Annotated in this window: 12 protein-coding genes; 6 read left to right on the top strand and 6 right to left on the bottom strand. The window is 64.5% G+C overall.

Features of this window, described 5'->3' with window-relative positions; genetic code table 11:
• Nucleotides 1-100 precede the first annotated feature (100 nt).
• Nucleotides 101-1558: an oligosaccharide flippase family protein gene (locus PQQ52_RS13425; RefSeq protein WP_408211589.1), complete on the top strand. Its 1458-nt coding sequence runs from the start codon at nucleotides 101-103 to the stop codon at nucleotides 1556-1558.
• A 121-nt stretch (nucleotides 1559-1679) separates the two neighbouring features.
• Here the strand turns inward: PQQ52_RS13425 and PQQ52_RS13420 are convergent, their stop codons facing one another.
• The 6 genes from PQQ52_RS13420 to PQQ52_RS13395 are packed head-to-tail and all read right to left on the bottom strand — an operon-like array spanning nucleotide 1680 to nucleotide 9707.
• On the bottom strand, nucleotides 1680-2837 hold the full coding sequence (locus PQQ52_RS13420; RefSeq protein ID WP_408211586.1) for a glycosyltransferase family 4 protein: 1158 nt from the start codon (nucleotides 2835-2837) through the stop codon (nucleotides 1680-1682).
• Nucleotides 2834-5248 carry an NHL repeat-containing protein gene (locus tag PQQ52_RS13415; protein WP_408211583.1) on the bottom strand — a complete coding sequence of 805 codons (2415 nt, stop codon included), beginning with the start codon at nucleotides 5246-5248 and terminating at the stop codon, nucleotides 2834-2836. Before PQQ52_RS13415 ends, PQQ52_RS13420 begins: the two co-directional genes overlap by 4 nt.
• Nucleotides 5249-5261: 13 nt before the next feature.
• Nucleotides 5262-6416: a glycosyltransferase family 4 protein gene (locus PQQ52_RS13410; protein ID WP_408211580.1), complete on the bottom strand. Its 1155-nt coding sequence runs from the start codon at nucleotides 6414-6416 to the stop codon at nucleotides 5262-5264.
• The gene (locus PQQ52_RS13405) at nucleotides 6413-7591 is read right to left on the bottom strand and encodes a glycosyltransferase family 4 protein (RefSeq protein WP_408211578.1); all 1179 of its coding nucleotides are present in this window, start codon (nucleotides 7589-7591) and stop codon (nucleotides 6413-6415) included. Before PQQ52_RS13405 ends, PQQ52_RS13410 begins: the two co-directional genes overlap by 4 nt.
• Before the next feature lie 26 nt (nucleotides 7592-7617).
• A complete protein-coding gene (locus PQQ52_RS13400) occupies nucleotides 7618-9174 on the bottom strand; it encodes an O-antigen ligase family protein (protein WP_408211575.1) in 1557 nt (518 codons plus the stop codon).
• A complete protein-coding gene (locus tag PQQ52_RS13395) occupies nucleotides 9174-9707 on the bottom strand; it encodes a GNAT family N-acetyltransferase (protein WP_408211572.1) in 534 nt (177 codons plus the stop codon). The genes PQQ52_RS13400 and PQQ52_RS13395 overlap by 1 nt, the downstream gene beginning before the upstream one ends.
• Before the next feature lie 370 nt (nucleotides 9708-10077).
• Between PQQ52_RS13395 and PQQ52_RS13390 the strand changes: the two genes are divergently transcribed.
• The 5 genes from PQQ52_RS13390 to PQQ52_RS13370 are packed head-to-tail and all read left to right on the top strand — an operon-like array spanning nucleotide 10078 to nucleotide 16436.
• Nucleotides 10078-10329 (top strand): acyl carrier protein, encoded by a 252-nt coding sequence (locus PQQ52_RS13390; RefSeq protein ID WP_408211569.1) that lies wholly within the window; start codon nucleotides 10078-10080, stop codon nucleotides 10327-10329.
• Nucleotides 10326-11624 (top strand): acyl-CoA dehydrogenase family protein, encoded by a 1299-nt coding sequence (locus PQQ52_RS13385; RefSeq protein WP_408211566.1) that lies wholly within the window; start codon nucleotides 10326-10328, stop codon nucleotides 11622-11624. Before PQQ52_RS13390 ends, PQQ52_RS13385 begins: the two co-directional genes overlap by 4 nt.
• Nucleotide 11625: 1 nt before the next feature.
• Nucleotides 11626-12708, top strand: a complete 1083-nt coding sequence (locus PQQ52_RS13380) for an amino acid--[acyl-carrier-protein] ligase (protein WP_408211563.1) — start codon at nucleotides 11626-11628, stop codon at nucleotides 12706-12708.
• Complete coding sequence (locus tag PQQ52_RS13375; protein ID WP_408211560.1) at nucleotides 12705-13766, top strand: DUF1839 family protein; 1062 nt, start codon at nucleotides 12705-12707, stop codon at nucleotides 13764-13766. Before PQQ52_RS13380 ends, PQQ52_RS13375 begins: the two co-directional genes overlap by 4 nt.
• A gap of 30 nt (nucleotides 13767-13796) precedes the next feature.
• Nucleotides 13797-16436: a glycosyl hydrolase 2 galactose-binding domain-containing protein gene (locus PQQ52_RS13370; RefSeq protein ID WP_408211557.1), complete on the top strand. Its 2640-nt coding sequence runs from the start codon at nucleotides 13797-13799 to the stop codon at nucleotides 16434-16436.
• Nucleotides 16437-16760: the final 324 nt, after the last annotated feature.

The raw sequence follows: 16760 nt of genomic DNA, 5'->3' as shown, positions 1-16760 counted from the left end.
GCGTCATCGTTTCAAACGCGCTGCTGGGTGCGGCCGCGCACCGACAGCGTCCACGATCGATCACACCATTCAATGACTTCACCTGCCGGAAAAGCGCACCATGGAAAGAAGTATCGTCAAGAACATCTTCATCAATTTTGCAGGAGCGATCGCTCCGACCTTCATCTCTCTCGTCACCGTGCCCGCCTATATTCATCTGATGGGCGTCGAGCGATATGGGGTCATCAATCTGGTGTGGACGCTTATCGGCTACTTCAGCGTGCTCGATCTCGGCACGAGCCTCGCCACCGAAAATCAGATATCGAAAGCGCGCGCCGCCAAAGACGACTCCATCGAGTGCATCTTCTGGAGCGCCTGGTTCATGAATCTGGGGACCGGCATCGTGGGTGGCCTGCTGGTATACCTCGGCGCGTTTCTCTACATCACGCACGGCGTGAAGATTGAGCCCGCCTTCCAACGCGAAGTGATGGCGAGCCTGCCGTGGATCGCGGTGGCCGTGCCCATCGCGAACGTCTCGTGGGTCTTTGCCGGCGCCATCAACGGCGTGGAGCGCTTCGCCAGTTTCAATATCAACCAGACGTTGGGCACGGCGCTGTTCCAGTTGCTGCCGCTGGCGTCGATCTTCTGCTTCTCGCCCTCGCTTGCGGTGGTGATTCCGGCCGCGGTCGTAGCCCGTCTGATCGCCGGCGTGTTGCTCGGCGCGGCGGCGTTCCGCGCAATCGGAATTCGCCGCGTACGGATGCCGCAATGGCGCGTGATGGTCGAACTCTTTCGCTATGGCCGCTGGATGCTGATGTTTTCAGGCGCCAACATGATTGGGTCGACCCTCGACCGGGTACTGGTCGGCGCGCTGCTAGGCGCGCGCTTCGTCACTTACTATGCGACCCCGCAAAACCTCATCACGCGCCTGAACCTGCTGCCGATCGCGATGGTGCGCACGCTCTTCCCGCGCCTGTCAGCCGTCTCGCGCGCCGACGCCGACGCACTTGCGCATAGCGCCCTCGCATTTCTGAACGGCGCTTTCACGCCCTGCGTGATCGTCGCGCTGTTCGCACTCAAACCCTTTCTGACGCTGTGGCTCGGACCGACGTTCGCGGCCGCGGCGCCGGTCGCCGGCGTGCTCGTACTGGGCGTGTGGCTGAGCGGTCAGTGCGGCATTCTGGGAATTCTGATTCAGGCGCAGACAAGCCCCGCCTATGTGGCCGGCGTGAGCTGGCTCGAACTGCCGGTGTTTGCCGGTGCGCTGTGGTGTGGTATTCACTGGTTCGGGATCATGGGCGCGGGTGTCGTCGTCGTGATGAAGACGCTGTTCGACTACGCCGTGCTGCTAGCATTCGCGCGACTGCATGTCTGGTCCATCGTGCGCAATATGCTGGTCCATCTCGCGTTCCTGGTCGTCGCGCTGGTGCTCTCCGAAGAGATCACCGCATTGCCGACGCTGATCGCCGCGGCGCTTGTCATGGCGGCGGCGAATCTGGGATTGTCGCTGCATGGATCCAGTGAGCTCAGGCGCGTCGTCTACAAACTCTGGACGCGTGTGACGCTCTCGGTGAGTTAAGCCGGCCAGGTTGAAGCGGGCCGGGATTCAGGTCCGCTTCACCGCCTCTTTGCATGCCCCTGCACGACCGCCTCACCGTCTGTTCGCCGATGTTTCCCGGCGCCACGCCTCCCCTTGCGCGTCACAACGTCGTCTTCCGGGACACAGCGTCCCGCACGGCGATTTCAGGCGCGGCCAGGTTGGCCGTCGTGGCGATTGTGGCAAAGCGGCGCGGCTGGCGGCTGGCGAGCGCACGCTCATAAACCAGCTGGTAATCCTCTCTCACGCGTTGCACGCTGAATCTCTCGCAGTTTTGCCGCGAGCGCGCCATCAGCGCGGCATGCGCGACACGATCGGTCAGGAGCAGGCCAAGCGCCTGCGCAAGCTCAACCGGATTCGCGGGCGGCACCAGCAGACCGGCTTCGCCGTCATCGAGCATCTCTGGAATGCCACCCACCTGAGTCCCGACAATCGCGCGCCCCGCCTCACGGGCTTCGCACAACACCAAAGCACCCGGTTCAGCGTGCGAAGCCAGAGCGAAAACGTCGGCTTGAGCAAGATAGGCACGCGGATCCGCAACGAAGCCCTTAAAGTGCGCATGCTCCGCCACCCCGAGTTGCTGGGCCAGTGTTTCCATCACGGCGCGATCGGGCCCATCGCCGACCAGATACAGCACCGCGTCAGGCACACGCTCGCGCAGGAGCGCGAAAGCCTGTAGCAAATCGCGGATACCCTTGCGTTCGTACATGCCCGCCACTGTGACGATGCACGGATGGGCCAGCTGCGGTTCGTCAGGAACCGGTGTGTTGGCGAGGCGAGGCGTGCCGATCGTCCCGTTGCCGACGACAGCGAGACGTGCGCGTGATATGCCGCGTCGTGCCATCGCCACCGCCACGGCGTCGCTGACCGCTACGACACGGTCGCCCACGCCCATGAGCGTTGCACTTTTCTGAAACTCGTTGTGTACGGTGGTGACCAGCGCGAAACGCCGCGGCAGGAAGCTGAAGCGTGCAATCAGCGCGCCGGTGATCATGTGTGCGTGCACGACGTCGGGGTCGTACTTCGCGACCAGCCGGCGGAAACCGGCCACCATCGCCGGTACGCGCGACGGCCGTGGCGATTGCGCGAGCAGCACGTGACGCACGCCCTGCTGCGCCAGCAAATCCTCGTGGCCGCCACCCGCCGACGCCACCGTCACGTCGTGGCCGGCACGCGCCTGCATACAGGCGAGGTCGACCATCATATTGACGATGCCGTTGCCGACGTTCTGCGCATGGTTGGCTAGATGAATAATCTTCATGGGATCTGTGCAGTATCCGTTAAGTGAGGAGCGGCAACCGCTGACGGCGCCGTCTGTGGCGTGAAGCGATACATCAACGCTTTGCCGTGTGCGTCTTCCTCGACCAGCACGAGGTATTCGCCCGACGCGAGGCGATGCGCGGTAAGCGGCATCGGCACATCGATCCAGCCGCTCGTCGAGCCAACTTCCTTGCCCGGTTCGAGCCGGCCCACATCGCGGCCGGTGGCCCGGTCGTAGACACGCACGATCGCGCTTCGGGTTTCGATGGCAAACACGTAATCGCCCGCCACCGCGAAGCCGCTGATCGACGACCAGTCGGGCGCACCGCGGTCGGGCAAGCCGATGACGTAGCGCAGCACCGGCTTGCCGCTCTTCCAGTGGTCGTAACGCGCCAGTTGCGAACCCGCGCCATTCCAGTTGTCCTGAACGAAGGGATGCGCCGGCGTCGACCCGGAGACGAACATCGTGTCGTCGGCGGGAAAGTAATTCAGGCGCGCGATACGGTAGAACGGCGCGGGCGGCGGATACTGCCGCATCGCGGTATAGCCGTAGACCGGATTGCCGACCCGGTCGAAACCCTGCAGCGCAAACGAGCGGATTCCCTGCGACTCGGTGCCTTGCCAGATATCGCCCTGGCTGTCGACCCACCACGCGCGCATCTGCGGCGCATCGGTGCTGCCGGTGTTCTGGTCGAACGCGCTGGCGGAAAAATCACCCTTGCCGGTCGCGTCGCGCCAGATCCATTCGCCTTGTGCTGGCTGGTTGGGCGGCCACGCGCCGTCGATGTGCGACTGCGCGAAGAGACCTGAAGGAATCGCCGTCTCGCGATCGGCGGTGAAGCGGTAGATGCGCAGAAACGACGAGTACATGTCCGTCGTATAGAGCAGCCGGTGTCCGTGGACATCACGCACGAGCGGCATGCCGCGCTGGCCGCCGAGGTACAGATGAAAATACGGATCGTAGGGATAGCGGAACCGGTCAGCGGTATAGCCGGCGTAAGACCACTCCTCGCCGACCGGGCGTGTCAGATCGAGCGTGAAGCGTTTGCTGCCGCTATAGACCGAGGGCGGCTCGCCATCGACGAACTGCGCCCCGTCGACGAACAACAGCCCTTGCAAACTGAAGCGCTGCTTGCCGTCGGGCGCATAGCTTTCGATCAGCGCACCGTCGTAGGTGCTCGGAACCATGCCGATGGGACGTGGCCCCGCGCCGTTCATCGACACATAAATGTTGCCGGCCCGGTCCACGCCTACGCCGGTCAATCCATTGAAGCGCCGCGGCCCTGGCGCGCCGGCGCGGCCCGCGTAAATACCGCCCTCTTCTCCGAAGCTCGCCGACCGTTGCATGCCCGCCCCGGGCTGTCCGGCGCCGGATGCCGTTGCCCCAGGATTCGCTGGATTTGCTGAATTCGCCGTGAAAATCAGGATCTGCTGATGCGCGCCGTTGTCGGCGATCAACAACCGTCCGCGTGTGTCGACCGTCAGATCCGCGGGCACCACGCCGCGCGGCAATGCGAGTTCGCCAAGACGTGCGCCATCGCGTGCCCGGTGGACCACGCGCCCGGCGCCCTCAGTGCGGCTGTTCTCGACGATCCACAGTGAGCCATCGGGCGCGAGCGCGAGGCGCCCCGGTTCGTGGACCGGAAAACTGCCGACGGCCTGCATCGTCTGGGCGTCGAAAATCTGCACGCGGTTGTCACGCTGATTCGACACGAAGAGGCGCGTCTCGTCCGCGGCGAGTCCGCGGATCGCGTAATCCTCCTTGCTCGAAAAAGTCGAGACCAGCAGAAACGCCAATCGGCTGCCGCCCGGCCAGCTCACCTGACCAGCGAACGGCACGCCGTCGCGGATATCGGCGCGGCTGCGGCGAGCGACGCCCGTCCACTGCTCGCCCTCGCGCGGCATGCGCCGGTGCTGAGTCATCTCGTTGCCGAGACTGACAACCGTTTGCGCGACGAACACGTATTCGTCGTTCACAGCGATGGCGTCGCCGCCCATCATGCCCCAGCCGTGCGACTCGCCACCGTAGCGAACCAGTTGGCCGTTTCGGTACTGACCAATTTCGCCACCGCCTTCGTCCCAGGGTGCGTTCGTGAAGACATCGCCCTCAGGCGTGACAGCGAGCGCCTGCACGTCGATCTGCACCCAGCGATGATCCGCGTAGCCCCAGGTATTGCCGATCCACGAGGTGCGGTACGACAGAGACGGATGCGCGACAGCCGCGCGCGCTTCGGCAGCTGGCTTACCGGCAGACGCCACGAAGTTCGCACCCGGCGCGACGCGGGTTGTCTGCGCCGGCGCAAGTGTCGCGCCGCCCCCCGGGTCGCTCGCCGCGATCAGCACGAGCACCGGCAACGCCAGAGCGGCTACGCATACGAGGCGTTCGAAGGATTTGCGTGCAAGACGTTGCATGATCTCTAACGCGTCAGAACGCGTCGATCGCTTCGCGGTAGATGTGCGCAACCTGCGCGGCGACTACCGGCCGATCGAAATGCTGGCGCGCATACGCGCGGCACGCCTGCGAATCCGGCACCACACGCCGGCCGAGCAGGACATCCGTGATGCCGTCGCCGATCGCCTTGAAGCCACACGAGGGCAACACCAGCTCGGCCGATAACGGCGCGACCGCTTCCGGCAGACCGCCCACCGGCGTCACCAGCACCGGTGTGCCGGCCGCGAGCGATTCGATCGTCGTGAGCCCGAAGCCTTCGAGCGACACGGTCGGTACCACCGTCATATCGGCGGCGCGATACCAGAGCGGCACCTTGTCGTCGGGCACGTAACCGGCGAGCCGAACGTGGCGCTCGAGCCCACGCGCCACGATGCGCGCCTGTAATTGCGCCTCCAGCGGCCCTTTACCGGCGATCGTCAGGAGTACGTCGGGCAGCACGGGCTTGACGATGGCGATCGCATCGATCAGATCCTCGAGCCCCATGCGCGACACCAGGCGCCGCATGCAGAACAGCAGCGGCCGATCCAGCGGCAAACCGAGGCGCTCACGTGCCTGCCGCTGCGTCACGCGCGTGTCGAATTGCGCGACGTCGACGCAGCCGGGCACGATCCGGATGCGCTCGTCACGCACGCCATAGGTCTCGCGCAGGATCTTCCCGAACGCCTGCGACAGCACGATGTGACGCGTGCCGCCCCGGTACACGAAGCGCTCGAGCGCGACACGCATCGCGCGTGACCAGCCGCCCTCACCGCCCGGATACGACTCGGCGGCCCACGGTCCGTGAAAATGCACGACCTTCGGCACGCTTCTGAAGAGGCCCGCGGTCGGCGCGGCATACAGCGCAAAATGCGTGGCGACGACGTCGGGCATCTTCGCCGCCCGCAGCGCCCGCGACTGCCTGCGCGAACCCCACAGGCGCGTGCCGAGCGGCGCCTGCGCGCCGGCGAAGGCCAGCACGATGCCGCCCGACGCGTCGAACACCCCTGGGGTGCCCGCCACCATCCCGCGGACATTGACCCCCTGCGCCGGCAGCGTATCGATCAGCGCCTTGAACATGCGATCGAGGCCGCCTGGCCGTTCATTGAACCAGTGCATGCCGATCTGCAGCGAATCGATCGGCGCGCTCATAGTTCCACCGACGCGGTAGCACAACCGGCGGGCAACGATTGCGCCGTGCGCCGCGCATGCACCTGCTCGTAGAGCGACAGATAGCGCTCCGCCATGGCCTGCCAGCTCAAGGTTCCTGCGACTTCGCGCGCCGCCTGCCCCAGGCGGTGGGCGTATTCGGGATCGCTCGCGAGGCGTTCGATCGCCGCGGCAAGCGCAACCGCATCGTTGGGATCGTCGAGCACAATGCCGCTTCTGGATGAAATCACTTCAGCGCCGCCCGCGGTCCGTACGGTAATGACCGGCAATCCCGCGGCCAGTGCTTCGAGCAGCACTAGTCCCATCGGTTCGTAGCGCGAGGGAAACACGAACGCATCGACCGAACGCATCAACGCGGGCATGTCCATCACCATGTCCGTGAAGTGGACCCGCTCCGTCAGCCCGAGCGAAGCCGCCAGCGCCGGATAGGGACTGTTGTGCAGAATCCCCGCCACCGCCAGATGCACATTGGCCGAGGTATGCGCGAGCGCGTGCAGCACCGTGTCGAGATTTTTGCGCGACATGCGCAGGTCGCCTGCGAACAGCAGCATGAACGGCGCCGACGGCAGATTGAAGCGGGCCCGCTCAGGCGCACCGGGCGTGAATTCGTCGACATCCACGCCGTTATGGATCACTTGCACCTGCGCCGACCCGATGCCGAGCGCGCGCACCTCGGCGGCGACCGTATGCGACACCGGCACGATGACTTCCGCATGCCGGAACGCCCATTTTTCGCAGCCGATATTCAATAGCGTGTAGATGACCTGATACGCGTCGTAGAAGCTGCGTAACAGCCGAAACGGATAGAAACCGCAGCGATACCAGCCGTCATGAACGAAATGCGCCGCATTGATATCGGCGCGTGCCCATGCAATGAATCCGTTCACGTGAATCACATCGAATTCCTGACGATGTGCACGGATCCACGCACCGCAACGCCACGCGAACATCTGGTACTGGGCGAGTTTGCCCGGCAACCTGCTCTCGCCAATCTGCACAAAGCGCACGCGCGGGTGCTGCACCAGTTCAGGCGCGGCACCCGCGGCGAGCAGCGTCACCGAATGACCGGCCGCGAGCGCCGCCAGTACGATCTCGTAGTTGACGCGCCCTTGCCCATCGTTCTTGCGCACGACATGAGTGACGATCAAAATCCGCATCCGGGTGTCCTTCATCTGGATATCTTCTAGGGTCGTGCCGGGGCCGCGGTGACCACGCTGTGGCGTTCACGCGCGTAGCGCAGAGAAATCACCGGCAAGGTCACGCCAATAAAGAAAAACATGCCCGACACCGCGGTCAGCGTGTTAATGAAAACCATCATTGAGAAAATCGCCACGGCCACGCCGACGCCGGAGATCGCCAGCAGATCGGTCGGGTGCTGACGGCTCGCGCGATACGCGCGCCACAGCAGCATGACGATGCCGGTGGTGTAGAGCAGCGTGCCTGGCCACCCCATCACATAGGGCACTTCCATCAGGCCGCTGTCGAAATTGAGCATCGCCTGCGCGCCTTTGTCATCGGACAGCTTGCTGCCAAGACCGGTGGTGCCGAGCCCCTGCCCGGCAATATCGGTGAGCGCCGACGACATGAATGACTTGTAAAACTCCGCGCGCGCCTGGTAGCTGTCGTCCTGGGTGAGATCCTGAATCGAGCTCAACCGCTGCATCACCGGCTCCGCGACCTGATCGATCATCATCAGCGGCGCGGCCACCACGGCCAGGCCGAGTACGGCCGCCATCAGCCGCCTACGGCTTTTACCGTCGAGCATGGCGAAGGAATACACCAGCGCGATCGCAAAACCGCCCCACGTGCTGCGCGCGCTGGTGAGCAGCAGCACGGGAACTCCTACGCATCCGAGTACGATGCGTGCTTTACCGCGCGCGGCCAGTGACATCAGCAAAACCGTCATGAGCGTGACCGCGAAGGGCCCGCACGAATTCATCGTGCTGCTCACACGCATGCCGAACGGCACGGGCTGCCCTTCGGACAGCATTTTCGAGGAGATCAGCCAGAACGCGTCCCACGGCATGGGCGAAACGAACTCGAGCAGACCGTACACACTCATCAGGAGTCCACCATAGACGAAGGTCTTCAGCAGAACCCGGTGATAGTCCGGATAGTGGCGCCACGTCACGGTGAGATAAAACGCCACCATCACGGGATACAGCCAGTTGATGAGCGTAAATGTCGCCGCCGCCGGACCGACCTGCGCCATACCGACCACAAAGGCATAGAGAAGCGCGATCACGATCAACACCAGCGGCGCCGCGCGGCGCTGCCCCAGCAACGACACATGCTTGAGCAAGGTCAGGCCGGTCAGCGCGACGGCGAGCAACGTCGCCACCATGATGGGACTCTGCTGATTGAACGAGCCGTTGACGAAGTCCGCGAGGCGCCGTACTTCCGGCGTCAGAAAAAACAACCAGCAGACGAAACCGACGTAATGCGCGGGCGAGCGCCAATACAGCACCAACGCCACGCCGAACGCGCCGAGCGGAAAGAAATATTCAACCAGCCTGCCTTGATGCAGAACGATCAAGCCCAGGGTCACGGCAAACAGGAGCAACGGCAAGCTCAGCGGATAACGCAAGCCTTTGCGCCGCGTGCGCGCAGCCGGGGCGGGACGTGCCTGGGGTCGGCCCGGCAGGTCCGGCGCAAACGCCGCACCGGGCAGGACTCGCGGCTGGCGCGGCGATGCCGGCTGTTCAACCTGCATGGAAGGCGTGATCAACATTCGCGCCATTACAGGAGCTCGAACGTATTGACGAGCGCCACGCCATCGCGCTCGCGGCGGCGCGTACCGAAGAGCAGCTGGCCGCCGCGCACCTGACGCGTCAGTCCGATGAACGGCACGCCATGCTCGAGGTACGGCCCTTCCGTCTTACGAAAACCGAATTGCTCGTAGAAGTCGCGCAACCCGAGCGGCGCGCTGACGCGGGCCGCGTGTCCCGGCCAACGCTCGGCAATTGCCTGCAGTACCCGTTCGAGCAATAGTTCGGCGGTGCCGTCGCCGCGCCGCAATGGGCTCGTCAGCACCTTGTCGATGGTGATTTCCGGATCTTCGGCGTCGCCGGGTTGCACGCGTGCGTAAGCCAGGACCGGCATGGGCCGCGCCATGTCCTCGACGGCGAAGACGTGCAGCGCATGTTCGTCGTGGCCGTCGGCGTCAAGACAGACATGCGATTGCTCGACCACGAAGACCGCACTACGCGCCCGCAAGATCAGATACAACTCGCGTGCCGAAAGCTGCTCGAATTCCAGCGTTTTCCAGTTCATCACGTTCCCCAGCGGTAAATAAGTTCAGCGAGCACGGCATCGCACGCCGCCCTCGACGGCCTGGCTCAACATGCCGGCCTGTTGTCATGACTACACGGTACTTCTGCGAAACGCGCGTTTCCGTGCGCCATCGCACTGACGCTGGGCTTTCACAATCCTTAAATACGAGGCGTCGGAACACGGCGCCGCAGGAAACCGTAGAAATCGGTCTCGGGGCACCGTGCAAGTGTGGCAACGAGGCGCGTCAGTCCGCCACCAGACGCGCCGCGATGACGCCATGCGCTGCGATAAACGCCAAAAACGACGATGTCCGTTCGTTTTACGACAGCAACATACGAGAGACCGTTGACCAACAAGGGGGCACCTCAACATGAAAACCGCACTGCGACGCATCCTTTCCGAATCGGCCCGCCTCGACGTCCCGCCGGACGCCCTGGCTGACGACGCCGATCTATACGCCGCGGGCCTATCCTCGCTCGCAACAGTGCATCTGATGCTGGCCATCGAAGATGAATTCGACATTGAAATTCCGGACCGCATGCTGACGCGCCGGTTGTTCTCCAGCATCGATTCGATGGCCGCCGCGGTCGCCGAGTTGCAACAGGCGAAGGCGGCAGCATGAACGCCCCATTGCTGGACACGGCCGCGGCAGCGCCGCCGCTCGCCGCACCCGACGCCGCGCAACCCGCCGGCGCGGCCGTCATGCTGAGCGCGGTGGAAACCGAACCCGGCTGGCGCGCCGCGGCGCAGCGCTGCGCGGCCGTGGCTGCGCAGTTCGCCGATTCGGTGGACCACGAAGCGCGCTTTCCCGTTGAGGCTTTCGACGCGCTCAAGCACGAACATCTGCTGTCGGCGATGGTGCCGGCCGCGTTCGGCGGCGCGGGGCTCTCGCTCGCGGATGTCGCCGCAATCTGCGACACGCTCGCGCAGGGCTGCGCCTCCACCGCAATGGTGTACGCGATGCATCAGATCCAGGTGGCCTGCATCGAGGCGCACGGCAGCGAGTCGGCGTGGCATCGGAAGTTGCTCGCGCAACTGGTTGAACATCAATGGCTGCTGGCGTCGGCTACGTCTGAAGAAACCATCGGCGGCAATATGCGCACCAGCGCCTGCTCGGTCGAACTCGACGGCGAGCCGGGCAAGCAGCGCTTTCGCATCGAAAAGCTCGCGCCGACGATCTCGTACGGCGCACACGCCGACGGGATTCTGGTCACCGCGCGCCGCACCGCCGAGTCGGCCGCGGCTGATCAGGTGCTGATCGTCGCGTTACGCGAAGAAACGCAGCTGGAAAAGCGCGGCGGCTGGGATTCGATGGGCATGCGCGGCACCTGTAGCGAGGGCTTCCGGCTCGTCGCCACGGGTCTCGCCGAGCAGATCCTGCCGACGCCCTTCGCCGATATCGCCGACCAAACCATGCTGCCGGTCTCGCACACCCTGTGGGCCTCGGTATGGACGGGCGTCGCCAGCGACGCGGTCAATCGCGCGAAAGCCTTCTTTCGTGCGCAGGCTCGCTCGAAGCCCGGCTCGATTCCGCCGGCCGGCCTGCGCCTCGCCGAAGCGGTCGGCCTGCTGCAGATGATGCAGGCGCGCCTGTCGGTCGCGCTCGAAGCGGCCCGTACCGCGCATCACGCGAAACACGGCGGCTGCCAGGCCGATGCGCCACTCTCGGCCATGCTCGGCTTCGCCTCCGACATGAACACCCTGAAAACCAGCATCTCGACCACCGCGCTGCAAGTCGTGCAGGAAGTGCTGATGATCTGCGGCATGGCGGGCTACAAGAACGGCACGGAATACAGCGTGGGACGGCACCTGCGCGACCTCTACTCCGCGCCGCTGATGATCAACAACGACCGTATCGCGCAGAACACGGCGAGCTTGTTGCTCGCACAGCGTCCTGCCGCCCCGGGGAGAGCCTGACATGAACACGATGACCGATACCGCCGCGCTGGCTGCCGCAACGGCCACTACGGCCGAGGAACAGGAACCCGCGGCGCCGACGTTCCGCGACGAACTGCTGGCCGCCGGCCTGCTGATCGATACCGGCGAAAACGGCCTGTATGGCCGCAGCCAGATTTTTGAAGACGTGGTGGAGCGCCTGAACGTGGCGATCACCCATCTCGGCGCGGACCAGCAGCCCGAAGTGCTGCGCTTTCCGCCCGCCATGCGCCGCACCGATTTCGAAGACAGCGAGTATCTGAAGAGTTTTCCGAACCTGGCGGGCACGATCCACTCGTTCTGCGGCAACGACATGGGCCATCAGCGCCTGTTGCGCGCACTCGACGACGCGATGACCGAAAGCGACGAGGATCGCAGCGAAGAATGGATGGCGCAGCAGAAACCGACCCGCGTGGTGCTGACGCCGGCCGCGTGCTATCCGATCTATCCGGTGATGGCGCGGCGCGGCCCGCTTCCCGCCGACGGCCGCACCATCGACGTGCTCTCGTATTGCTTCCGCCACGAACCTTCGCTCGATCCGGGCCGCATGCAGATGTTCCGGCAGCGCGAATACGTGCGCCTCGGCAGCGCCGACCAGGTGATGGCGTTCCGGCAGATGTGGGTCGAACGCGGCTCGCTGCTGATTACGCTCCTGCACCTCCCGGTGGAAGTCGACCTCGCCAACGATCCGTTCTTCGGCCGCGGCGGCAAGATCGTCGCCGATAGCCAGCGTGCTCAGGCGCTCAAGTTCGAACTGCTGATTCCGGTGGCCGACCCGCGCGGCAAGACGGCGTGCCTGTCGTTCAACTATCACATGGAGCACTTCGGCGCGATCTGGAAGATCGCGTGCGAAGACGGCGCGGTGGCGCATACGGGTTGCGTGGGCTTCGGTATGGAGCGCATTACGCTCGCGCTGTTCCGCCACCACGGGCTCGACGTCAATGCATGGCCGGACGACGTGCGCGCGCTGCTGTGGGGCGATACCGAGGCGCGCGTGGCACAAGGCATGCAGTCCATGCAACCGGCTTCCATGGTGACCGCAGAGGGTGCCGGAGACAGCGCATGAATCCATCCGTGATCCCCGCGCCGAAGGGCGTGCAATCCGCCTTACCGTTACCGCGCCGGCTCGACCTGCCGGCTCAGGGCGGCGTGGCCGTGCCCGCAGCGCCGTTGCGTCAGCATGCGCCGCACGCGTTGCATCAAGGCGAGCGCGTCTGGCAGGAGACCAACTGCTACGTCGACCTGTGGATCGAACTGCTGCACGGTTTCGGGCTCGATCCGCGCGCGGCGTTCGGCTTTACCGTCACGCAGGACTTCGAAGGCGATCAGTTCACGTTCTTCAAGTTTCCCCTCGAAGACCTCGAGCGGCTCTATGGCACCCAGGTGCAGGAACTGGCGATCTACGACTCGCTCGAAGCCCGCGTGCTCGCGCAGACCTTGCGCGGCCATACCGTGCTGGTGGAAGTGGACGGCTATTACCTGCCGAATACGCGTGCCACGTCGTATCGGCGCGAGCATCCGAAAACCACGGTGGGCATCGACTTCATCGATCCGCCGGCACGCCGCCTCGGCTATTTTCACAACACCGGCTATCACCTGCTCGAGGGCGTTGACTACGACGGCGTGTTTCGCAAGCTGCCGCAATTCGCGCAGCAACCGGATCTGCTGTTTCCGTATGTTGAATTCGCCAAGCAGACGCGGCCCGCGCTGGAAGGCACCGCGCTCGCCGAAGCGTCGGCGGAATTGTTGTGCGCGCATCTGGGCCGGCGGCCGCTGACCAATCCGATCTCGCAGTGGCGTGTGGCGTTTCCCGCGCATCTCGAGACACTGCTCGAACGCGGCGAGGCGTTCTTCCACCCGTACTCGTTCAACCTGATGCGGCAGCTCGGCGCGAATTTCGAATTTCTCTCGAAGTATCTGCTGTGGCTTTCGGCACAAGGTTTCGAGGTCCCGGCGTCGATCCCGGCGGCGGCGCAGAGTATCGCGTCGGAATCGATGGTGATGCAGTTCCGGCTTGTGCGGGCCATCGCGCGCCGGCGCCGCGATTCGTGTGAAGACTGCTTCGACGTGCTCGAAAGTGCCTATGAAAAGACGCTGCCGCCACTCGCCGCGCTTGTGCTGTGACGAGCTCGTTTCGAGCTTCAGGAAATCGCCGTGGATGCGCTGACGACTGACCGGGTACCGGATGAAGGTGGGGTGCTTCCGGCTGCGTTCGCTGAGAGGGCCAGTGAAGCTGCCGAAGCTGCCGAAGCTGCCGGCATTATCGCCGCCGTTGCAGCGGCCAACGCTATACCCGAGGACCTCGGCCCGCAGCAGCTCGACGCGGGCTGGCAGTGCGTCAGCACGCCGCCGGGCGCATGCGCGTCGCCCGCCGACCTGCCCGCACAAGGCTGGCTCGCCGCGCCCGTACCGGGTACGGTAGCGAGCGCGCGCCGTGCAGCGGGCCTGCTGGACATCGCCAATCCGCCGCCGCTCGCCTTCGACGATCACTGGTACCGGCTCACGCTGACAGGCACAGGCAAACGCCGCTTGCGCCTGCACGGCCTCGCCACGCTCGCCGAAGTCTGGCTCGACGGCATCAAGCGCCTCGACTCCGATTCAATGTTCGTCGCGCACGATCTGGACATCGAACTACACGGCGGCGCGACGCTCGCACTGTGCTTTCGCTCGCTGACTCCGGCACTGGCGGCAAAACGCTCACGCGCCCGCTGGCGGCCGCGCCTCGTTACACCCTCCACCTTGCGCAACGTGCGCACCACCTTGCTCGGCCATATGCCCGGATGGTGTCCATCGGTGCAAGCAGTCGGCCCATGGCGGCCCATTGAATTGTTGAGTGACGCGCCGCACGCATTCGACACGATTGATCTGACCAGCCGCCTCGAAGACGAGGGCGGCGTTGTTTCGCTCACGCTACATTTCGTTCATCCGCACAATGTCGACACGTGTGCAGCCTCGTTGAATTGCGGTGGCTTTGTTTCGTCTTTGCAATGGCGCGATGCATATACACTCAGCGGCAGCGTCTGCGTCCCGCATGCCGAACGCTGGTGGCCGCACACGCACGGCAATCCCACTTTATATCCTCTGACGTTGCAGCTTGATGACGAGCGCACGACTTCCCATCCTTTGGGATCGATCGGCTTTCGCAGCATCGAAGTGGATCGCGGTGCGGACGGCACGGGCTTCTCCTTGCGCGTAAATGGCACGCCGGTGTTCTGCCGCGGCGCGTGCTGGACCAGCGCGGATCTCGTCACGCTGACCGGCACCGCGACGCAACTGCGCCACACTTTCGCGCTCGCCCGCGATGCGGGCATGAACATGCTGCGCGTAGGCGGCACGATGGTGTACGAGTCCGACACCTTCTACGCACTCGCTGACGAATACGGTCTGCTCATCTGGCAAGACTTCGCATTGGCGAATTTCGACTACCCGAACGATGCCGCCTTCAGCGCTTCCATCGAGCGCGAAGCGACGCAATTTCTAACCCGCACGCAGCGCTTTGCGTCGCTCGCGGTGCTGTGTGGCGGCAGCGAAGTCGACCAGCAGGCGGCCATGTTCGGCCTCCCCGTTTCGATGCGTGCACAATCAATATTCACCGAGCAGCTCCCGGCTATTGCCGTGCGCGAGCGGTCAGATGTACCGTATGTGAGTAATTCGCCCTCAGGCGGCGCGTGGCCGTTTTCAACTAACGAGGGTGTTACTCACTATTACGGCGTGGGCGCCTATCAACGCCCGCTCGACGACGTGCGCCGCTCGCAGGTACGGTTTGCCGCTGAATGCCTCGCGTTCGCCAACGTGCCCGACGACGCCACCTTGCGCGACGCACTCGGCACGATCCACCTGCACGACCCGCGCTGGAAAGCGGCGGTACCGCGCGACCCCGGCGCCGGCTGGGATTTCGACGACGTACGCGATCATTATCTTCAGACGCTCTACGGTGTCGAGCCGGCGCGGCTGCGTTACGAAGACCCTGAGCGTTATCTGGATCTGTCGCGCGCGGTGGTCGCCGATCTGATGGCCGACGTATTCGCCGAATGGCGGCGCGCGGGCTCGACGTGCGGCGGCGCGCTGGTCTGGCAGCTCCAGGATCTGCGCCCCGGCGCAGGCTGGGGCTTGATCGACGCCACAGGACGGCCTAAAAGCGCCCTGCACGGGCTCGCGCGCACGCTGCAACCCATCCAGCTGCTCATGACCGACGAAGGCCTCAACGGCCTCGATATTCATCTACTGAACGACCGTGCGGAGCCGTTCCACGCCCAACTGGATCTGGTCTGCCTGCGCGACGGCAGCGTCAAGGTAGCGTCGGCCAGCCGCGCGGTCGAGCTGCCGCCGCGCAGCACACAGCGTATCGGCGCGGCCGAGTGCCTCGGCCAGTTCTTCGACTTCACGCACGCCTACCGCTTCGGCCCGCGCGCCCACGATGTCACGATTGCGACGCTGCGCGATCCGGCGAGCGGCCGGATCGTTTCAGAAGCGGTTCATCTGCCGGAGCGGCGTGCCGGCGAGCGTCATGACCTCGGCCTGATAGTGCGCGCCGAGCGCACCGCCGACGGCTGGCAACTGATCATCGAAGCGAAACGCTTTGCGCGCTTCGTTCATATCATTGACACGCATTACCGTGCCGCACACGACTGGTTTCATCTGCCGCCGGATCGCCCCTGTGTCGTGCCGCTCATCGCCATCGCGAAACTCGTTGTGCACGCATCTAACGCGACGTTTAAAGCTGACGCAACATGGGAGGCACCCGCCGGCGAAGTGCGCGCGATCAATGCGATATCCGCCACCTTCTACGGCTGATTGTCGCCCCTGAACTAGCCGCCCCCTCGCAAGCCGCATAAAACCTCGCTCTGCGGGAATCCGCCTGTCTGGTCTACAGAATCACTGTTGGTTCTTTTACGACTTCCCGAGCGTCAAAACGGGCACTTCGTACGGCACCGTACGCAACGTATAGAACACATCTGAATCAATTCCGGCACACCTTGGACGGCCGCCAACAAGGCGCGCATAGGCGCTATTTCATCTCTGAGACATCGCCTGCAAAGATATGCTGATCAGCCGCTAATCCAATCCGATCAATGACTTGGCTCGAATAAAAATACCCGTCAAACGAGGTGCGCGTTA

It is taken from the genome of Paraburkholderia sediminicola (assembly GCF_046030555.1).
In the GTDB taxonomy this organism is placed as follows: Bacteria; Pseudomonadota; Gammaproteobacteria; order Burkholderiales; family Burkholderiaceae; genus Paraburkholderia; species Paraburkholderia sediminicola_E.
The sequence above is the reverse complement of the archived record's forward strand: the minus strand, read 5'-3'. Positions and strand labels throughout refer to the sequence as shown.

What these genes read in the sequence shown, in the direction of transcription:
- PQQ52_RS13425 (WP_408211589.1), top strand. Translation starts at nt 101, where the DNA reads ATGGAAAGAAGTATCGTCAAGAACATCTTCATCAATTTTGCAGGAGCG.
- PQQ52_RS13420 (WP_408211586.1), bottom strand. Translation starts at nt 2,837, where the DNA reads ATGAAGATTATTCATCTAGCCAACCATGCGCAGAACGTCGGCAACGGC.
- PQQ52_RS13415 (WP_408211583.1), bottom strand. Translation starts at nt 5,248, where the DNA reads ATGCAACGTCTTGCACGCAAATCCTTCGAACGCCTCGTATGCGTAGCC.
- PQQ52_RS13410 (WP_408211580.1), bottom strand. Translation starts at nt 6,416, where the DNA reads ATGAGCGCGCCGATCGATTCGCTGCAGATCGGCATGCACTGGTTCAAT.
- PQQ52_RS13405 (WP_408211578.1), bottom strand. Translation starts at nt 7,591, where the DNA reads ATGCGGATTTTGATCGTCACTCATGTCGTGCGCAAGAACGATGGGCAA.
- PQQ52_RS13400 (WP_408211575.1), bottom strand. Translation starts at nt 9,174, where the DNA reads ATGGCGCGAATGTTGATCACGCCTTCCATGCAGGTTGAACAGCCGGCA.
- PQQ52_RS13395 (WP_408211572.1), bottom strand. Translation starts at nt 9,707, where the DNA reads ATGAACTGGAAAACGCTGGAATTCGAGCAGCTTTCGGCACGCGAGTTG.
- PQQ52_RS13390 (WP_408211569.1), top strand. Translation starts at nt 10,078, where the DNA reads ATGAAAACCGCACTGCGACGCATCCTTTCCGAATCGGCCCGCCTCGAC.
- PQQ52_RS13385 (WP_408211566.1), top strand. Translation starts at nt 10,326, where the DNA reads ATGAACGCCCCATTGCTGGACACGGCCGCGGCAGCGCCGCCGCTCGCC.
- PQQ52_RS13380 (WP_408211563.1), top strand. Translation starts at nt 11,626, where the DNA reads ATGAACACGATGACCGATACCGCCGCGCTGGCTGCCGCAACGGCCACT.
- PQQ52_RS13375 (WP_408211560.1), top strand. Translation starts at nt 12,705, where the DNA reads ATGAATCCATCCGTGATCCCCGCGCCGAAGGGCGTGCAATCCGCCTTA.